Raw genomic sequence first — 16115 nt, forward strand, 5'->3', positions numbered from 1 at the left:
GCCACTCTCCTTCGGCTCCTCCGGGGAGCCTACTGCGCAGCCCGGCGACCGGCGCGGTCAGTGGACGGAGTCGAGCCGGGTCCGCTGCTCCGGGGTCAGCTCCAGGTCGACGGCGGCCAGGCTCTCCTCCAGCTGGGCCACGGACGACGCCCCGACCAGCGGGATGATCGGCAGGGCGCCGCCGATCTGCCAGGCCAGGACGACCTGGTTGACGGTGGCCCCGGTCTCCTGCGCGACCTCGCGCAGCACTTTGAGGCGGGCCGGTGTGCCCGGGTGGTCGAAGTCGGCGGGCAGTCGGTCCGGGTGGGTGTAGGCGCCCTTCAGCAGCGGCGAGTAGGCGACCAGGGTCAGGCCGGGTTCGGCCCGCAGATAGCTGAGCAGGTCGGGGCCGGCGTGACCGAGGCTGCCGTCGGGGAACAGGCCCTCGGGGATGTCGAGGCGGGGCCGCAGGTGGCTGTGGGCGTATTGGAGCACCTCGTAGCCGGGCAGTCCGGCCGCCGCGGCGAGGGCACGGGCCCGCTCGACCCGCCACATCGCGTGGTTGCTGACGCCGAGGAGGCCGACGGTGCCCTCGCTCACCAGCTCGGCGAACCCCTCGACGGTCTCCTGGAGGGGGACTCGCCGGTCCTCGATGTGGGCGTAGAGCAGGTCCAGCTTGGCCACGCCGAGCCGGTCGCGGCTGCGTTCGGCGGACTCGCGGATCATCTTCGCGGACAGGCCTTCCGCGTTGTCGACGTAGGTGGTGCCGGGGGCCAGGGGGCGCGCCCCGAGCTTGGTGGCGATGACGATCTCGTCGCCGATACCGCGGCTGCGCCGCCACCGGCCGAGCAGTTCCTCGCTCTGCCCGCCCTGGCCGCCGTCGATCCAGAAGGCGTAGTTGTCGGACGTGTCGATGAAGGTCCCGCCCGCCTCGACATAGCGGTCGAGTACGGCGAAGGAGGTCTCCTCGTCGGTCCGTGAGCCGAACAGCATCGCGCCGAGCGCGAGGACGCTGACCTCACGGCGGTTCCTCGGGGCGGCGCCGAGGGTGCGGTACTTCATGGCTGGGTCTCCTCCCGTTCGTGCGCCCGGTCCGGGGCACGAACGGGAGTCTTCATCTTGAAGCGCACTTCAAGTCAAGAGTGCGGGTCATGCCTCCTGCCGTCCCGGCGCCGACGGCGGCACGACGCCGCCGCATTCTGACACCGCCGCATTCTTCGGCCGTGTCCGAGACCGGCCTGATGAGGCTTCCCGAAGTCCGGCGACCTCCGAGGGCCGTGGGACCAGCAGCGGCCCCTGGTCTACGAGATGCGGCTCCAGGGCTACGAGCTGCGGGTGCTGCGTCAGCGCACCGACCTCGACTGCGGGGGATGACCGCTCCCGCCCGTCCCCCCTTGACCCCCTCCACCCACAGGGGCAAGATGGGCATATACGGCGTAAACGTACAACATCAGGTTACGTCTCGCTGCTCTCCGGGTCGGGGAGCCACTCCCCTCGGGAGCACCGGGACCACGCATCCGACATCCCCGCCTGTCCCGTCCTCGGAGCACCGATGTCCCTCCTTTCCCTCCGGCGGAGCGCCCAACGGATCCCTGATGCCGACCACGAGCACGCGCCCACGCAGGTCGACCAGGCCGCGGAGACCGACCATGCCGCGGCGGCCGTCGCCATCGTCGGCCTCGGCTATGTCGGCCTGCCCACGGCCCTGGCCCTGCTCGCGGCGGGCAACGAGGTCATCGGCGTCGACGTCAGCGCGAGCCGGCTGGACGCCATCCGCCACCGCGCGGCGGACCTGACGCCCACCGACCACGAGCGCCTTGCCCGGTACGTGGACGACCCCCGCTTCACCATCACGTCGGACCCCACCGCGACAGCCCGGGCGCGCACCGTCGTGATCTGCGTGCCCACTCCGATCGACCGCCACTTCGTGCCCGACCTGCGCGCGCTCTCCGCGGCCTGCGCCACCGTGGTCGAGCACGCCGTGCCCGGCCAGCTGCTGATGCTCACCTCCACCACCTACGTGGGCGCCACCCACGATCTGCTGGTGGAGCCGCTGACCGAGCGGGGCCTCCGGGTCGGCCGCGATGTGTTCGTGGCCTTCTCGCCGGAGCGCATCGACCCGGGACTCGTCAACGACCACCCGAATGTCTCCCACGACCGCACGCCGCGCGTGGTCGGTGGCACGGGCGAGCAGAGCACCGGCCTGGCCGCCGCCGTGCTGCGCCGGACCGCGCCCGCCGTCCATACGGTGTCCTCGGCCGAGGAGGCCGAGATGACCAAGCTGTGGGAGAACACGTACCGCGCCGTCAACCTGGCCCTGGCCAACGAGTTCGCCGAGGACTGCCGGGCGCTCGGCCTGCAACCCCTGCCGATCATCGAGGCGGCGGCGACCAAGCCGTACGGCTTCGTGGCGCACTATCCCGGGCCCGGCGTGGGCGGCCACTGCATCCCCTGCGATCCGCACTACCTGCTCTGGCAACTGCGGGCCCTGCGCGTCACCTCTCCGCTCGTCGAGACGGCGATGTCCGCGATCGCGGCCCGCCCCCGGCAGGTCGTACGGCGCGTGCGCGATCTCCTCGCCGACCGGGGCACCAGCACCTCGGGCGCCCGGATCCTGGTGGTGGGCGTCGCCTACAAGCCGGGCGTCGCGGACCTGCGCGAGTCGCCCGCCCTGGAGATCCTGGCGGACCTGGCCGAGGACGGCGCCAAGGTGCACTTCACGGACCCCCTGATCCCCACCCTCGAGATCGGCTCCAGGACGCTCGTCGGCGTCACCGAGCCGGAGGCGGAGCATTGGGACCTGGTCGTGGTGCACACGGTGCAGCCGGGCACGGATCTGGGATGGCTCGCCGATCAGACGGCCGTACTGGACGCCACCTACCGACTCGGCCCGCACCAAGCCAAGGCGGTCCCGTGAGCGCCGCGTACGCAGGCCGCAAGCATCCCGAAGCGGGTGGCGCTCCGGCCCCGCGGCTGGTGCCGAACGGGCCGAAGCTCCGCGATCCGTCACCGAACGGGGCGGGGCCGGGCCGGGCCGGCGTCCTCACCCGGCCGAGGCCCGCGCCCCCACCGCTGCCACCGCTTCGCTCGGCACGGCCACAGCGCCCCGGGCTGGTGCGCCGCCAGCTGGACCGGATGGACCCGGACACCCGCTACGACGCGCGGCGTGTTCTGACCCTGATCTGCCTGCTGCCGCTGCTGCTGATCCTGGCGCGGGGAACGCCGGCGCTGGTGCAGGACCCGCTGCTGATGAGCTACGGCTTCACCGTCCTGCTCGGCACCATCACGATGTTCTACCTCGCCTACACCCGCTACGACGATCCGTCGGTCCGCCCCATGCGCAGGCGGCCGAAGGATGCCGACAGCTTCCCCGCGCTGCCCGCCGTGCCGAAGGTGAGCTTCTTGCTCGCGGTCAAGGACGAGGTGGAGTGCATCGAGGACTGCGTGCGTTCCATGGCCACCAGCGACTACCCGGACCTCCAGGTCATCGTCGTCGACGACCTGTCCGAGGACGGCACCCAGGACGTGCTGCGGCGGCTGGAGAAGGAACTCGACATCAGGGTCATCTGCCTGGCGAAGAACCTCGGCAAGAAGGGCGCCCTGGTCCGCGCCTGCGAGGAGGCCGAAGGCGACATCATCGCCATGACCGACTCCGACTGCTTCCTGGCGCCGGACGCTCTCAGCCACTGCGTCCGCGCGCTCGTCAAGCACCCCGAAATGGGGGCTGTGAGCGGCCACGCCCGTGCGCTCAACGCCGACTTCAGTTTCTGGACGAAGGCGCAGGACGTGTGGTTCGAGGGCCAGTTCCGGGTGGGCAAGGCGACCGAGTCCACCTGGGGGACCGTCACCTGCGTCTCCGGCCCGCTGGCGGTGTTCCGCCGGGACGCCATCTTCAACTACCTGCCCGCCTGGGCCAACGACCGTTTCATGGGCGCCCCGTTCCGCTTCTCCACCGACCGCCAGCTCACCGGCTACGTCCTGGGCCAGAAGTGGAAGGGCCCGTCGCTCAAGGCCCGGTACGCCGAGTCGCCGTTCGTCACCGGGCGGGACTACCCCGAACGCAGATGGCGCATCGGCTACTGCTACACGGCCAAGGTGTGGACCAACGCCCCGCCCCGCTTCCGGCCCTTGATGAAGCAGCAGATCCGCTGGAAGAAGAGCTTCATCCGCAACCTGTGCTTCACCGGCACCTTCATGTGGCGCATGGGCCTGGGGCCGGCGACCCTCTACTACGGCCACGTGCTGTGGGTGACCGCGGCACCGTTCATGGCGTTCCGGCACATCATCTGGGCGCCGTTGCACGGGGCGGCCTTCCTCACCGTGCTGTACCTGTGCGGAATCATCCTCAAGGGCTGCGCCTACGGCCTCGCCTTCAAGATCGACAACCCGGGGGACAGCCGCTGGGTCTACCGGCCGGCGATGGGCCTGCTCTCCACCCTGCTGCTGGCCTGGCTGCTGCCGTACTCCCTCGCCACCATCCGGCGAGGGGTCTGGTCAAGGAGCGCTACCTGATGAACGGCCTGCCCAGGACAGCCCTGTCCAAAATCGACCTCTCCAAGATCGACCTCTCCAAGAGAGGCCTGTCCAGGATCGACCTGTCCAGGATCGGCCTGACCGGGACCGACCTGCGCCGGGCCGGTCGCCTGCTGGGCCTGTTGCTCTCGCTCGCCGTGGTCGTCTTCCTGTACGCGATGGTGCTCACCCGAGGAGGCATCCTCCCGTGACGGCGACCGAACCCCAGTCGAGGCCGACACCCCGGTTCGGCGGCCTGGGTGGCCGGACGCGGCGAGGCATGCGCCGTGTCACCCACTGGTGGGTCCGCAGCGGACTGATCCTGCTCGCCGTCGGCGTGCTGCTGGTGCCGTTCTACGCGGCGGCCCAGTACTACCTGGACCAGAAGTACATGAGCAAGCAGAACGACCCGCCGGTCACCCACGTCGCCGCCGGCACGGCCGTGGCAGCCGAGCGGTCGGTCAAGGGACTGCCCGCCTCCACCGCCCCCGTCGTGCTGACCTACCACGACATCAACACCGACGACCCCAGCGAGTACGTGGTCACCCCCGCGGCCTTCGACGCCCAGATGGCCGCGCTGGAGAAGGCGGGATACCGCAGCCTGACCAGCGAGGAGTACGTCAACTACCTCAAGGGCGGCCCCGCCCCGCCGAGATCGGTCTTCCTCACCTTCGACGACGGACCGAACGGCCTGTGGGTCAACGCCGACCGCATCATGGCCCGCCATCACATGCACGGCACCGTCTTCCTGATCACCTCCCGGGTGGACGACCGCCCCTACTACCTGTCCTGGCGGGAGATCGGGAAGATGGCCGGCTCCGGCCGGTGGGACTTCCAGGCCCACACCCACGACCTGCACCGGCGCAAGCCGGTGGACGCCGCCGGGCACGTCGGCTCCGCCCTCTCCCACCGCCTGTGGCTGCACGACCTGCGTCGACTGGAGACCCGCGCGGAGTACCGGGAGCGCGTGACCACCGACATCACGAAGAACATCCGCGCGTTCGAGCACCACGGCCTGCCGCGGCCCGAGCTGTTCGCCTACCCCTTCAGCGAGGCCACGGAGCGCGGCAACCTGCCCGCGGGGCTGACGCTGCAGGACCTGCTGTTCGAGCACTACACGGCCAACATGTCCAACAAGCCGCCCAATCCGCTGGAGCCGCTGGCCGCCACCAGTCGCCGCGCCGCGGCGGAGCGCACGATGCAGCGGCTCGAAGTGCTCAAGTCGACCACCCCCGACGGACTGCTGTCCGAGATCGCGCAGTGGACCCAGACGCCACCCGTCGCCTCCGCACCCCTGACCGAACCCACCGCCTGGACGCGCAACGACGACACCGACCAGCAGGGCATGGACGTCTTCACCGAGCGGCGCTTCCCCGACAGGAACCAGCGCTACGCCGCCGCGGAGTACCGCGCCCTCGGGAGCGTGGACTGGACCGACTACCGGGTGGACGCCACCGTCACCGGGCTGAGCGAAGGAGCCAACCGGGCCGCCGTCGCCGTACGCAGCCGCAACGAGGGCATGGTCGTGCTCACGGTCGGTCAGGGCGCCGTCACGATGGAACACCGCGGACGCCAGGTGGCCATGCGCGAGCTGGTGCCGGACACCTCGCACACGCTGAGCGTCGGCGTGCGCGGTGCCACCACGACGGTCCGGGTGGACGGCGGCACCGAGCTCAGCTGGACGGCCAAGGGCATCCCCGCCACCGAGCTCACCGGGGGCCTCGGCATCCGGGTCGGCAGCAGCCGACCGGGGGTACCACCACCGGCCTTCAGCGACCTGCACCTTTCCCCACTGCCCCAGAAGGCCCCTTCGGCTGACGGGAGCAGGCGGACCGAGTCCGAACCGGCACGGCTGAACCTCGACGCGTACGCGGAAAGCCACCCGGGAGTGCAGGCGCCGCTGTACTGGGAGAGCGCCCCAGGGGTGCAGGCACCGTTCCAGATCAAGGACGGCGTGATCACACCACTGGATCGCAGCGCCCTGTCCGTCCATGGGGCGTATGAGCCCGCCCGGACGCGTGGATGGGGCGGCTACACGGTGAGCGGCACGGTCTCCAAGCTTTACGATCCGAGCGTGAAAGGTGCAATTCAGGTCAGAGTGGGCAGTCCGAGCGTGGTCGGCGTGCAGGTCTCCCACAGCCGGCTGGAGGTGCTCTCCGGGAACGCCGACAGCCAGAACCTGGTCGGCACCCGCGCGCTGAAGGCAGCCGACTCCCACACCGTGTCGATCACGGCGACCGGCCGGTCCACGGTGATCAGCGTGGACGGAAAGGTACAGATGACGCTGCCCGCGAAGGGTGAGACCGGGGGCGTGGCCTACGCGGCGTACCGGATGACCAACCGCAGCTCCTGGCCTCCCCTGACCCACCTCGACGTCCGACCGGCGGCCGGCGGATGAGCGACGAACCGACGCCCCGGGGGATCCTCCGGTCCAAGGGCCGGAGGATCCCCCGGCGAACACGCCTCTACGGCCTGCTGCTGGCCACCGCGGTCGCCATGGGGACCGGCACGGCCCTGCTCATGCAGATGGGCGAGGAGGAACCACGCGCAAAGTCGGCGGTCGTGTTCGAGCCGACCTTCGGCAAGGAGGGGCTCGTCACCAACGCGTTCGCCTTCCTCCACCCGAAGAACCCGGACGCGAAGCTCTCCCGCGACTGGATCACCACCAGCGGTTCCCTCTTCGCCAAGGACGGCGCCGGCTGGACGGGCGTGCCCGACGCCGAGGAAACCGGCCCCGACTCCGCCCGCCACACCGGCTCGGCCATCTTTCGCCTGGTCACACACCGCCGCGATTTCGGGGCGGCGACGGTGAGCACGTGGGTTCGGCTGGACCCGCCCGTCACCACGCCCAGCACTCCCGCCCGGGAGTGGGACGGCGGCCACATCTGGCTGCGCTACCACAGCCCGGAGGAGCTGTACGGGCTCAGCTTCCGCCGCCGCGACGGCGAGGTGGTGATCAAGCGCAAGATTCCGGGCCACGGAGGCGGGGGCGAGGACGACGGGCGCTACGTCACCCTGGCCGAGGGCAGGCACGCCCTCTCCTACGGCACCTGGCACCAGGTGGAGGCGAGCGCCGTCAACCTGCCCTCGGGATCGGTGCGGCTCCGGCTGGACATCGACGGGAAGACGGTCCTCACGGGCACGGACCGCTCCCCCGGGCCGCTCCGGCAACCGGGCCGTGTGGGACTGCGGGCGGACAACACCGAGCTGCTCTTCCGCGATTTCCGCGCCACGCCGGTGCGTCCCACACCGACGGCCGGTTGACGGCCCATCAGCGAGAGCGAGGCGGCGCGGTCCTGGCCGAGTCGGGCGGCGCGGTCCTACGCCGCGCGCGACGCTACGCCGCGTGGGTCGCCGCCAGTGAAGCGCTGATCCGGCGCGCGGTGAATCCCGTACCGCACACGAACCGCAGCAGTGGCCCGAAGGTGGGGGCGGCAGCCAGCCCCGCGAAGTACAGGCCCGGCACCGATGCCTGGAAGTCGGCGGACAACTGCGGCGCACTGGCCAGCTGAGGCTGATCGGCGGCGTTCCTGCGCACCGCCCGGCGCAGCTCGGGGCTCAGCAGCTCCACCCGGTCGATGTCGACCCGGTATCCGGTGCCCGCGATGACGTGGTCGGCGTACAGGGTCTCCACGTCTCCGCCGGGGTTCCGTACCTCCAGCCGTACTCCGCCGTTCTGGCGCGCCGCCGAGTGGAGGCTACGGCCGGACAGCACCGGGACGCGGCCCTGCACGCGCTCGCGAAGCCACCAGGCTCCGGACGGTCCCAGGACCGTACGCAGCAGGTGGGCGCGGATACGGGCCGGCAGGTGGCGGATGGCCCCGGGACCGCGGCTGCAGACCACCAGCGGCCAGCCGGTACCCATCACGGCCTCCGGCCACAGCAGTCGGGCGTGGAGCGGACGGTCCTGCGCCCGGTCGGACTCCGGGGCGGGCCCGAAGGACGGGCGGGTGCGTGCGACCACCGCGGGCTCCGCTCCGACCTCGTTCAGCAAGGCCGAGGTCTCCAGGGCGGACTGGCCGCCGCCCACCACGATGACATGCCGGCCCGAGAACACCGACAGGTCCGTGTGGTCGGCGGTATGGGAGACGAGGCCGTCTTCCCGCAGCCCGGCCAACTCGCGCGGTACATGGGCGAAGGAGCTGACTCCCGCGGCGACGACCACGGCGGAGGCGGTGAACTCCTCCCCGGAGTCCAGCGTGACCCGGAACCCGTCCGGGCGGCGGTGGACACCGCGCACCTCGGTCCGCTCCAGCTCGGGAACGCAGCTGTGCTGGAACCAGAGTCCGTAGCGCACGAACTCCGACAGCGGCACCGGTTCCCGCTCACGGCCCGGGTGGCGGCCCTCCTGGGCGCGGAAGTCCCCGAGCCCGTGCCCGGGAGCGGGGGCTGAGATCGACGAGGAGAACGGAGAGGACTTGAGGTACATCTCGCGCGGCATGTGCGAGCGCCAGCCCTCCATCGGCTCCCCGAAGATCCGGTAGGGCACTTGGCGTTCCCGGAGGTGTGCGGCGATGGAGAGCCCGTAGGGGCCTGCTCCCACCACGGCGACTTTGACGTCTCCTGGAGGCTTCATGGTCTCTGGGCCACCTTCCGATCAGCGACTTCTTGACTGTCGGCCCATATCCGGCGTATGTATATATACATCGTAAACGTACATATCTGGGCATTCAAGGTCGGGCAGAGGTGAGGTAGCGAGCCGTGGCCGTCGTAGCGGAAACGACCAGCACCGGACCGGCGAAGACCGCGGAAAGGCCGCGCAGGCGCCGCCGACGCGGTTCTTCGGTCCCGGCCCTGCTCGCGGTCGACTCGCTGGCCGCGGCCCTCCCCGCGGGCGGGGTGTATCTGCTCTTTCAACGCTGGCCGGTGCCGGCCGTGCTCGTCCCGCTCTGGCTCCTCCTTCTGGCGTGGCAAGGGGCGTACGGGCCCGGCACCGACGATGCGGACTGCTCCCGCCGGATCCTGCGGACGGCCTCCCTGGCCGCCACGGCGGCCGGTGCCGCCTGGTGGTTCGCACCGCGCGACGAGCTGCTGCACGACGCGCTGTTCGCACTGCCGCTCACCGCGGGTCTGACGGTCGGGCTGCGCCACTACCGGCGGGCGAGGCTGCGCACCCCCACAGGCCGGGGCCGCAAGGCCGAACGAGTGCTCGTGTTCGGGCCGGCGGAGTCCGCCGCCGAACTGATCGCCGCGCTGCGCGCAGGCCGCGACGCCGGGCCGCTGGTGGTCGGCGTGTGCCCCATCGGACCAGCCGCGCTCCGCGGCGGCGCCGGAGGGTCGGACGGCGTCCAGGACCTCCTCACGGCGGTACGGCGGACCGACTGCGACGCCGTCATCGCGCTGCCGGGCCCGGAGCTGGGCGCCGAGAGGCTGCGACGATTGTCCTGGGAGCTGCGGGCCGCGGGCGTCGACCTGATGCTGGCGCCGGTCCTCGCCGACGTGGCGCCCGGGAGGCTGGCCGTACGCCCGGTCGCCGGGGTGCCCCTGCTGCGCCTGCGCGCCCCCAGGCTCTCCGCGCGCTCTCGCGTGCCGAAGGAGCTGACCGACCGTCTGCTGGCCTTGCTGGGCATCCTGTTGCTGGCGCCGCTGATGGCGGCCATCGCCGTATGGGTGCGGCTCGACAGTCCGGGGCCGGCGTTCTTCCGGGAGCGCCGGATCGGGCGCGACGGCCGTGAGTTCACCCTGGTGAAGTTCCGGTCGATGCACCGGGGCGCGGACCGGCTCAAGCGCGAACTCGCCCATCTCAACCGCTACGGCTGCGACCGGTACTTCAAGATCGTCGACGACCCGCGCGTCACCAGGGCGGGGGCGTTCCTGCGCTCGTCCTCACTGGACGAACTGCCGCAGCTGTTCAACGTGGTGGCCGGCCATATGTCGCTCGTCGGCCCACGGCCGCTGGTGAAGGACGAGGTCGCCGCCCTGAGCGAGGACGGGAGTCACCGGCTGCTGGTGAAGCCGGGCATGAGCGGGTTGTGGCAGGTCAGTGGACGTGCCTGCCTGCCTGCCGACGAGCGGGACCGGCTCGACGTGAGCTACGTCGAGAACTGGTCGCCCGCCCTGGACCTGTCCATCCTGCTGCGGACGCCGTCCGCCGTGGTGCGCCGCAACGGCGCGTGCTGACCGGGAGTCACCATGACAGACCCTGTACCGGCACTGCTCGTCAAGGTGGGACGTTTCCCCCAGCTCCACGGCGGGCTCGGGGTGGTGCGCACCCTGGGGCGCATGGGCGTACCGGCGTACGCCATGGTCGAGGACCGGTTCACCCCGGTCGCCCTCTCACGCCACCTGGCCGGCCGCTTCGTCCGCCCGACGACCGGCGCGGAGGACACCTCGGAACTCGTCTCGGTCCTCCTGCAGATCGGCCGCGAGATCGGGCGCCGCACCGTGGCTGTCGCGGAGGGGGACGAGGCCGCCGTCCTGCTGGCGGAGAACGCCGGTCGCCTGGCCGAATGGTTCGTGCTGCCGCCCGTGCCGCCCGCGCTGCCCCGCAGGGTGGCCAGCAAGGAGGGGCTGCACCGGGTCTGCCAGGAACACGGGGTGCCCACGCCCCGGACCCGATCGCCGGTCAGCCGGGCCGAGTTGGTCGCGGTGGGTCGGGAATGGGGCTATCCGGTGGTTCTCAAGGACAGGGAGCCGTTCACCAAGTTGAACGACTCGGCGATGGGGCACACCACAGTGGTTCACGACGAGGAGGAACTGCTCGCCCGGTGCGGGACGGCCGAGTCTCCCTCCGTCATCGTGCAGGAGTACATCCCTCTCGACATCGCCGAGGAATGGTTCACCCACCTCTACTGCGGCGCGGGAGGCATACCCCGGCTCGTGTTCACGGGGCACAAGTTGCGCTCCTGGCCGCCCAAGTCGGGCCTCACCACCCGGGCGTGGGCGCGCCCCAACACCGCCCTCGCGACGCTGGCCGCCGAACTGTGCCGGGCGATCGGCTACTGCGGGATCGCGGACCTCGACTGGCGGTTCGACCGGCGTGACGGCCGCTACAAGCTGGTCGACTTCAACCCTCGGTTCGGACAGCAGTTCCGCCTCTTCCGCACGGCCCAGGAACTGGACGTGGTCCGCGCGATGTACCTGGACCTGACGGGCCGGCACCTTCCCGACGGGTCTCAGATCCACGGCCGAGGCTTCATCGTGGGGAATCTGGACGCCGTGTCGGCCACGGTGACCGCCTGGCGCGAACGCCGGCTCCCGGAGCCGCTGCCGCGGCGCAACCTCGAACGGGCCTGGCTGAGCCGGGATGATCCCGTGCCCGCGGTTGCCGAGGCGGTGCGCTTCAGCGGCACCGTGGCACGGCGGCTGACGAAGCCCCTGCGGGCCAGGGTCGCTGCGGCCCAAGGCGCTCCGGACAAGGGCGACCCGGACAAGGGCGTTGCGGGAGACGGTGCGCCCGGCGAGGCGGCGGCGCCGCGCGACACCGTCTCGGCTCCCGGAGGTCGACTCCTGCCGCAGAAGGGCGCAGCGCCGTGAGACGGGCCATTCTGCACATCGCGCAGCCGAGCGACGCGGGCGTCGCCCGCGTCGTCACGGACCTGGCCGCCGGGCAGTGCGCGAGAGGCGACCGGGTGACCGTGGCCTGTCCGACCGTCGGCACGCTGGGGTGGACGGCCGCGGAGCGCGGGGCCCGAGTGGTGCGGTGGGACGCGGTGCGCGCTCCCGGTCCGGCACTCCCACGCGAGGTGGCCGGAGTGCGGCACATCGTGGACATGGTGCGTCCGGACGTGGTGCACCTGCACAGTGCGAAGGCGGGCCTCGCCGGCCGCCTGGCGATACGCGGGCGGCTGCCGACCGTCTATCAGCCGCACGCCTGGTCGTTCGACGCCGTGTCCGCCGCCCTGCGGACGGCCGCGGTGCGGTGGGAGAGGGCGGGAGCGCGCTGGGCGCACCAGGTGGTGTGCGTCAGCGAGGGCGAGCGTGCCCACGGCGTGGCCGCCGGCATCCGGTCCCGGTACACCGTCGTACGCAATGGGGTGGACCTCGACTGGCTGACCCCACCGGAAGCCTCCTCCCGTGACGCCGCGCGACACCGGCTCGGGGTGTGCGACACCGGCCCCCTGGCCGTGTGCGTGGCGCGTCTTTGCCGTCAGAAGGGGCAGGACGTACTGCTCGACGCCTGGGCGGAGGTCGAGCAGGGGATGCCCCAGGCGCGGCTGGTCCTGGTCGGGGGCGGGCCGGACCGTTCGGTCCTGGCGGCACGGGCGTCCTCGACCGTCGGGTTCGCCGGAGCCGTCGTCGACCCTCACGACTGGTATCTCGCGGCCGATCTCGTGGTCCTGGCCTCTCGCTGGGAAGCGGGCATGGCGCTCGCGCCGCTGGAAGCCATGGCCTGCTCCCGCCCCGTCGTCGTCACCGATGTGCCGGGAGCGCGGGAGTTCCTCCCACCCCGCCATGTACCGTTCGCGGTCGTCCCGTTGGAGGAGCCGGGCGCGCTCGCAGCCGCGGTGGCCCGCCTGCTCGCCGATCCGGCGACTAGCCGAGGGCTCGGCGCGGAGGCGCAGGCACACATCCGCCGCCATCACGACGTACGGCAGGTCGTCGAGCGCATGTACACCGTGTACGACGATGCCCTCCGTGTCTACGACGATGCCCGCGCCCGGGATGCGGACACGGGCATCCTCTGACGTGGTCAGGTACGTGTTACCTGGTCAGGTACGCGGTCAGGGCCGTTGGGCGAAGCCGACGAGCGAGTGCAGGGCAGGGCGCAGCAAGGGCACCGCGCCGGACATCCGGCGCATGGCGGGGTAGGCCCGCCAGGTCTTCAACCGGAAGGTCGCGTCGACCTCGGTGGCGTTGATGTCGACGCGCGGGACCGCGTAGCGCCCGGCGCCGTCGTGCACGCTGAACGCGACCTCGAATCCGGCGTCGGCCACCGCTCTGCGTGCGGCGGCGTCGTGCGTTCCATAGGGGTAGGCGAACGCGCGGACGCGCCTTCCGATGATGTCGGCCAGCACGGCCGCGGCATCCACGAGGTTGCGGCCGAGGGTCCCGGCCCCGGCGTTCGCCAGGTCGCTGTGGTCCCAGCCGTGGCATTCGACGTCGAGCCCCGCGTCGGCCAGGGCGCGCGCGCCGTCGGCGTCGAGCAGCGGCTCGTCGGGCATGTCGGCCATCCACGTGGAGGTACCGCCGAGCACGCCGCTGAGAACGAACGCGGTGGCGGGGAACCCCAGTTGCCGCAGGACCGGCACCCCTTCGTCCAGCAGGGCCCGGTAACCGTCGTCGAACGTCACCAGCACACTGCGCCTGGGGAAGTCACCGCTCAGGTACCGGCCGAGTGTCAGGGGCGTCCAGCCCCGCTCGCGCAGCCCTCGCAGCTGCCGGTGGAGGGTGGCCGGCGGGACGAACAGGCAGAACGGGTCCAGGCTCGCCGGGCGGACGCCGACACCGTGGTACATCAACACCAGCGGTTGCCTGAGCGTGTGGGCATGACTCGAGTGACTCATCGGGCACCGTCCTTGTCCGGACCGTCCGCGGCCGCCCCGCCCGACCGCACCCAGGAGGCCAGCCCACGCCCGGCCCCGGCCGCCTTGGCGAGGTCGCGCACCACCGCGGCGAAGGGGACGAGCGGCAGGGCCGTCCAGTGGCGTCGGCGGACGGCCCTGGTGAGCGGCAGTGACACATACGCCGCGAACCCGGCGGCCGCGGCAGAACGGGCGCGCGGACCCGTCACCACCGCGGTGAAGCCGATGGCGTAGGCGCACGCTCTGGCCATGTCCCGGCCGACCAGGCGCGGGGCGGCCGACCGTCCGCCGCCCTCGCCGTAACGGAAGTACATCGCCGCGGTCCGACGCAGTGTCGGCCGCTGCTCCCAGCCCACTTCGGCGGAGGAGGCCAGGACCGCCCGGTGGCCTGCTGCGACCACGGCGCGGCCGAAGAGCACGTCCTCAGCCGTGCGCAGATGCTCGGGAAAGCCCCCGGCGTCCTGCCAGGCCGAGCGGGAGAAGGCGACCGAACGCCCGGTGGGCATGGCCGCGTCCAGTCCCCGGCCGAGCAGCCGGCAGTACACGCGGGTCCACGGTCCCGAATGACGGGCCTCCTCGGGCACCGGATAGCCCACCGCCGACATGGCCCGGCCCAACGCCCCCTGGGCGTCGGCCCGATAGACGCCGGTGATCAGGCCGGGCGGGGCGGGCTCCGCCGCCGCCGCGCGCAGTTGGGCCAGCCAGTCCGGATCGGGGTCGCAGCCCGCGTCGGTGCAGGCGATGAGCGGGTTGCTCGCCGCGCGCACACCGGCGTTGCGGCCGGCCGCGATGGTCGAGCCGGGGAGCCGCAGCGGGCGGATGCGGACATCCTTCGAGGCCCACGCCTCGACCCGGTCGGCCGTGTCGTCCGTCGAGCCACCGTCGACGACGACGATCTCGTCCCCGTCCTCGACCAGTTGGGGAACCAGCAGGCCGAGCAGCCGGTCGATCACGTCGGCCTCGTCGAGCACGGTGGTCACCACGGAGACCGGCGCGGTCCCGGTCAGTCCCGCACCGGGCAGCCGGGCGGCCTCGGACAGGACCTGTACCAGCCGTCCGGCGCAGTCGGCCGGGCCCGGGTGGGAAGCGGTCAGACGGTGTCCGACCGCGCCCATGGCGAGGCGGGTGTCGCTGTCCGCCAAGCGGCGGAGCGCCAGGCCCACCTCGGTGGCGTCACCGGGTGGCACGGCGATCCCGGCGTGTGCGGTGCCCGGCTCGGCCACTCGGTCGGCGACGGGCCCAGGTGTGGTGATCACCGGCACCGCGGAGCGCATCGCCTCCAGTGCGACCGCCCCGAACCCCTCGGGATGGGGCATGGCCGGGGTGGGCTTGGTCAGCACGGCGGCCGCGTCCGCGCCGGGGATGATCCGCCAGGCGTCCTGGATCCAGCCCGTGAAGTCGACACGGTCGTCCACTGCGAGGTCGGCGGCCAGCCGCGAGAGCCGGCCCTGCTCTCCCGGTTCGGTCGGATCCTCGCCTCCGACCACGGCCAGCCGCCAGCTCTCGCCCCCGGGCTTCGCCAAGGCCTCGATCGCGTCGTCCACTCCCTTGTTGCGGACCAGCCGGCTGACGGTGAGCAGCAACGGCTCGTCATGCCCGTCGAGCCGCGCGCCGTGCCGTGCCAGCTCCTCCCGGGCGGCCTCGCGCGGCAGTGCGGTGCCTTCCGGGGCGGGGAACGGTACGAGGACGGCCCGGGGATGCCGCGAGGCGACGACCAGTCCCTCCGCGGTCCCCACGCAGTCGTCGATGAGCGTGGCCAGCAGCCTCATCAGACGGGGGTGGGTGTAGTCGTGCTTGACCCACACGCATCGCACCCCGGTGAGCCACGCGGCAGGGCCGCACACGCACGCCGCCTTGATCCCGTTGGCGAGGACCACGTCCGGCGGGTCCGCCCGCAGCCGGCGCGCGAGCGACAGCGCGGAAGCCACGATCGCCGCTCCGGTCCGGCCCGTGGGGCGCGTGACACAGGGCACCCCCCGGCGACGGAACTGCTCGCCGAGGGGTCCTTCCCCCAGCATCACCGCGTCCACATCCAGCCGGTCCGTGGCATCGAGCAACGACAGCAGCCAGACTTCCGCACCGCCGAGGATCCCCGCGGTCGTGACCGCCGTGACGCGCAGTGGACGGTTCATATGCCCTCCTCGAAGAGGACGCCTCCAG

At 72.1% G+C, this 16115-nt stretch carries 12 protein-coding genes; 8 read left to right on the forward strand and 4 right to left on the reverse strand.

Annotation, left to right across the window (positions count from 1 at the left end):
- Window positions 1-57: 57 nt before the first annotated feature.
- Window positions 58-1041 (reverse strand): aldo/keto reductase, encoded by a 984-nt coding sequence (locus tag ACTMVF_RS15775; RefSeq protein WP_441271645.1) that lies wholly within the window; start codon window positions 1039-1041, stop codon window positions 58-60.
- A 490-nt stretch (window positions 1042-1531) separates the two neighbouring features.
- Here ACTMVF_RS15775 and ACTMVF_RS15780 point away from each other — a divergent pair, with 490 nt between their 5' ends.
- From ACTMVF_RS15780 to ACTMVF_RS15800, 5 genes are all read left to right on the forward strand, one after another.
- Window positions 1532-2896, forward strand: a complete 1365-nt coding sequence (locus tag ACTMVF_RS15780; RefSeq protein WP_441271646.1) for a nucleotide sugar dehydrogenase — start codon at window positions 1532-1534, stop codon at window positions 2894-2896.
- A 155-nt stretch (window positions 2897-3051) separates the two neighbouring features.
- Window positions 3052-4491 carry a glycosyltransferase family 2 protein gene (locus ACTMVF_RS15785; RefSeq protein ID WP_441271772.1) on the forward strand — a complete coding sequence of 480 codons (1440 nt, stop codon included), beginning with the start codon at window positions 3052-3054 and terminating at the stop codon, window positions 4489-4491.
- On the forward strand, window positions 4491-4703 hold the full coding sequence (locus ACTMVF_RS15790) for a hypothetical protein (RefSeq protein ID WP_441271647.1): 213 nt from the start codon (window positions 4491-4493) through the stop codon (window positions 4701-4703). Before ACTMVF_RS15785 ends, ACTMVF_RS15790 begins: the two co-directional genes overlap by 1 nt.
- A complete protein-coding gene (locus tag ACTMVF_RS15795) occupies window positions 4700-6889 on the forward strand; it encodes a polysaccharide deacetylase family protein (protein WP_441271648.1) in 2190 nt (729 codons plus the stop codon). Before ACTMVF_RS15790 ends, ACTMVF_RS15795 begins: the two co-directional genes overlap by 4 nt.
- Window positions 6886-7755, forward strand: a complete 870-nt coding sequence (locus ACTMVF_RS15800; RefSeq protein ID WP_441271649.1) for a hypothetical protein — start codon at window positions 6886-6888, stop codon at window positions 7753-7755. The genes ACTMVF_RS15795 and ACTMVF_RS15800 overlap by 4 nt, the downstream gene beginning before the upstream one ends.
- A gap of 73 nt (window positions 7756-7828) precedes the next feature.
- On the opposite strand, the gene ACTMVF_RS15805 is transcribed toward ACTMVF_RS15800, so the two are convergent.
- Complete coding sequence (locus ACTMVF_RS15805; RefSeq protein WP_441271650.1) at window positions 7829-9067, reverse strand: NAD(P)-binding domain-containing protein; 1239 nt, start codon at window positions 9065-9067, stop codon at window positions 7829-7831.
- 125 nt (window positions 9068-9192) lie between these two features.
- Here ACTMVF_RS15805 and ACTMVF_RS15810 point away from each other — a divergent pair, with 125 nt between their 5' ends.
- From ACTMVF_RS15810 to ACTMVF_RS15820, 3 genes are read left to right on the forward strand one after another with little or no spacing between them, the layout of a single operon-like run.
- On the forward strand, window positions 9193-10611 hold the full coding sequence (locus ACTMVF_RS15810; RefSeq protein WP_441271651.1) for an exopolysaccharide biosynthesis polyprenyl glycosylphosphotransferase: 1419 nt from the start codon (window positions 9193-9195) through the stop codon (window positions 10609-10611).
- 12 nt (window positions 10612-10623) lie between these two features.
- The gene (locus ACTMVF_RS15815) at window positions 10624-11967 is read left to right on the forward strand and encodes a carboxylate--amine ligase (protein ID WP_441271652.1); all 1344 of its coding nucleotides are present in this window, start codon (window positions 10624-10626) and stop codon (window positions 11965-11967) included.
- Window positions 11964-13118: a glycosyltransferase gene (locus tag ACTMVF_RS15820; RefSeq protein ID WP_441271653.1), complete on the forward strand. Its 1155-nt coding sequence runs from the start codon at window positions 11964-11966 to the stop codon at window positions 13116-13118. Before ACTMVF_RS15815 ends, ACTMVF_RS15820 begins: the two co-directional genes overlap by 4 nt.
- Window positions 13119-13154: 36 nt before the next feature.
- On the opposite strand, the gene ACTMVF_RS15825 is transcribed toward ACTMVF_RS15820, so the two are convergent.
- On the reverse strand, window positions 13155-13937 hold the full coding sequence (locus ACTMVF_RS15825; RefSeq protein ID WP_441271654.1) for a polysaccharide deacetylase family protein: 783 nt from the start codon (window positions 13935-13937) through the stop codon (window positions 13155-13157).
- A complete protein-coding gene (locus ACTMVF_RS15830; protein WP_441271655.1) occupies window positions 13934-16087 on the reverse strand; it encodes a glycosyltransferase in 2154 nt (717 codons plus the stop codon). Before ACTMVF_RS15830 ends, ACTMVF_RS15825 begins: the two co-directional genes overlap by 4 nt.
- Between the last annotated feature and the right edge of the window lie 28 nt (window positions 16088-16115).

Source organism: Streptomyces sp. SD31, from assembly GCF_052068475.1.
In the GTDB taxonomy this organism is placed as follows: Bacteria; Actinomycetota; Actinomycetes; order Streptomycetales; family Streptomycetaceae; genus Streptomyces.

What these genes read in the sequence shown, in the direction of transcription:
- ACTMVF_RS15825 (WP_441271654.1), bottom strand. Translation starts at nt 13,937, where the DNA reads ATGAGTCACTCGAGTCATGCCCACACGCTCAGGCAACCGCTGGTGTTG.
- ACTMVF_RS15800 (WP_441271649.1), top strand. Translation starts at nt 6,886, where the DNA reads ATGAGCGACGAACCGACGCCCCGGGGGATCCTCCGGTCCAAGGGCCGG.
- ACTMVF_RS15805 (WP_441271650.1), bottom strand. Translation starts at nt 9,067, where the DNA reads ATGAAGCCTCCAGGAGACGTCAAAGTCGCCGTGGTGGGAGCAGGCCCC.
- ACTMVF_RS15790 (WP_441271647.1), top strand. Translation starts at nt 4,491, where the DNA reads ATGAACGGCCTGCCCAGGACAGCCCTGTCCAAAATCGACCTCTCCAAG.
- ACTMVF_RS15780 (WP_441271646.1), top strand. Translation starts at nt 1,532, where the DNA reads ATGTCCCTCCTTTCCCTCCGGCGGAGCGCCCAACGGATCCCTGATGCC.
- ACTMVF_RS15830 (WP_441271655.1), bottom strand. Translation starts at nt 16,087, where the DNA reads ATGAACCGTCCACTGCGCGTCACGGCGGTCACGACCGCGGGGATCCTC.
- ACTMVF_RS15815 (WP_441271652.1), top strand. Translation starts at nt 10,624, where the DNA reads ATGACAGACCCTGTACCGGCACTGCTCGTCAAGGTGGGACGTTTCCCC.
- ACTMVF_RS15775 (WP_441271645.1), bottom strand. Translation starts at nt 1,041, where the DNA reads ATGAAGTACCGCACCCTCGGCGCCGCCCCGAGGAACCGCCGTGAGGTC.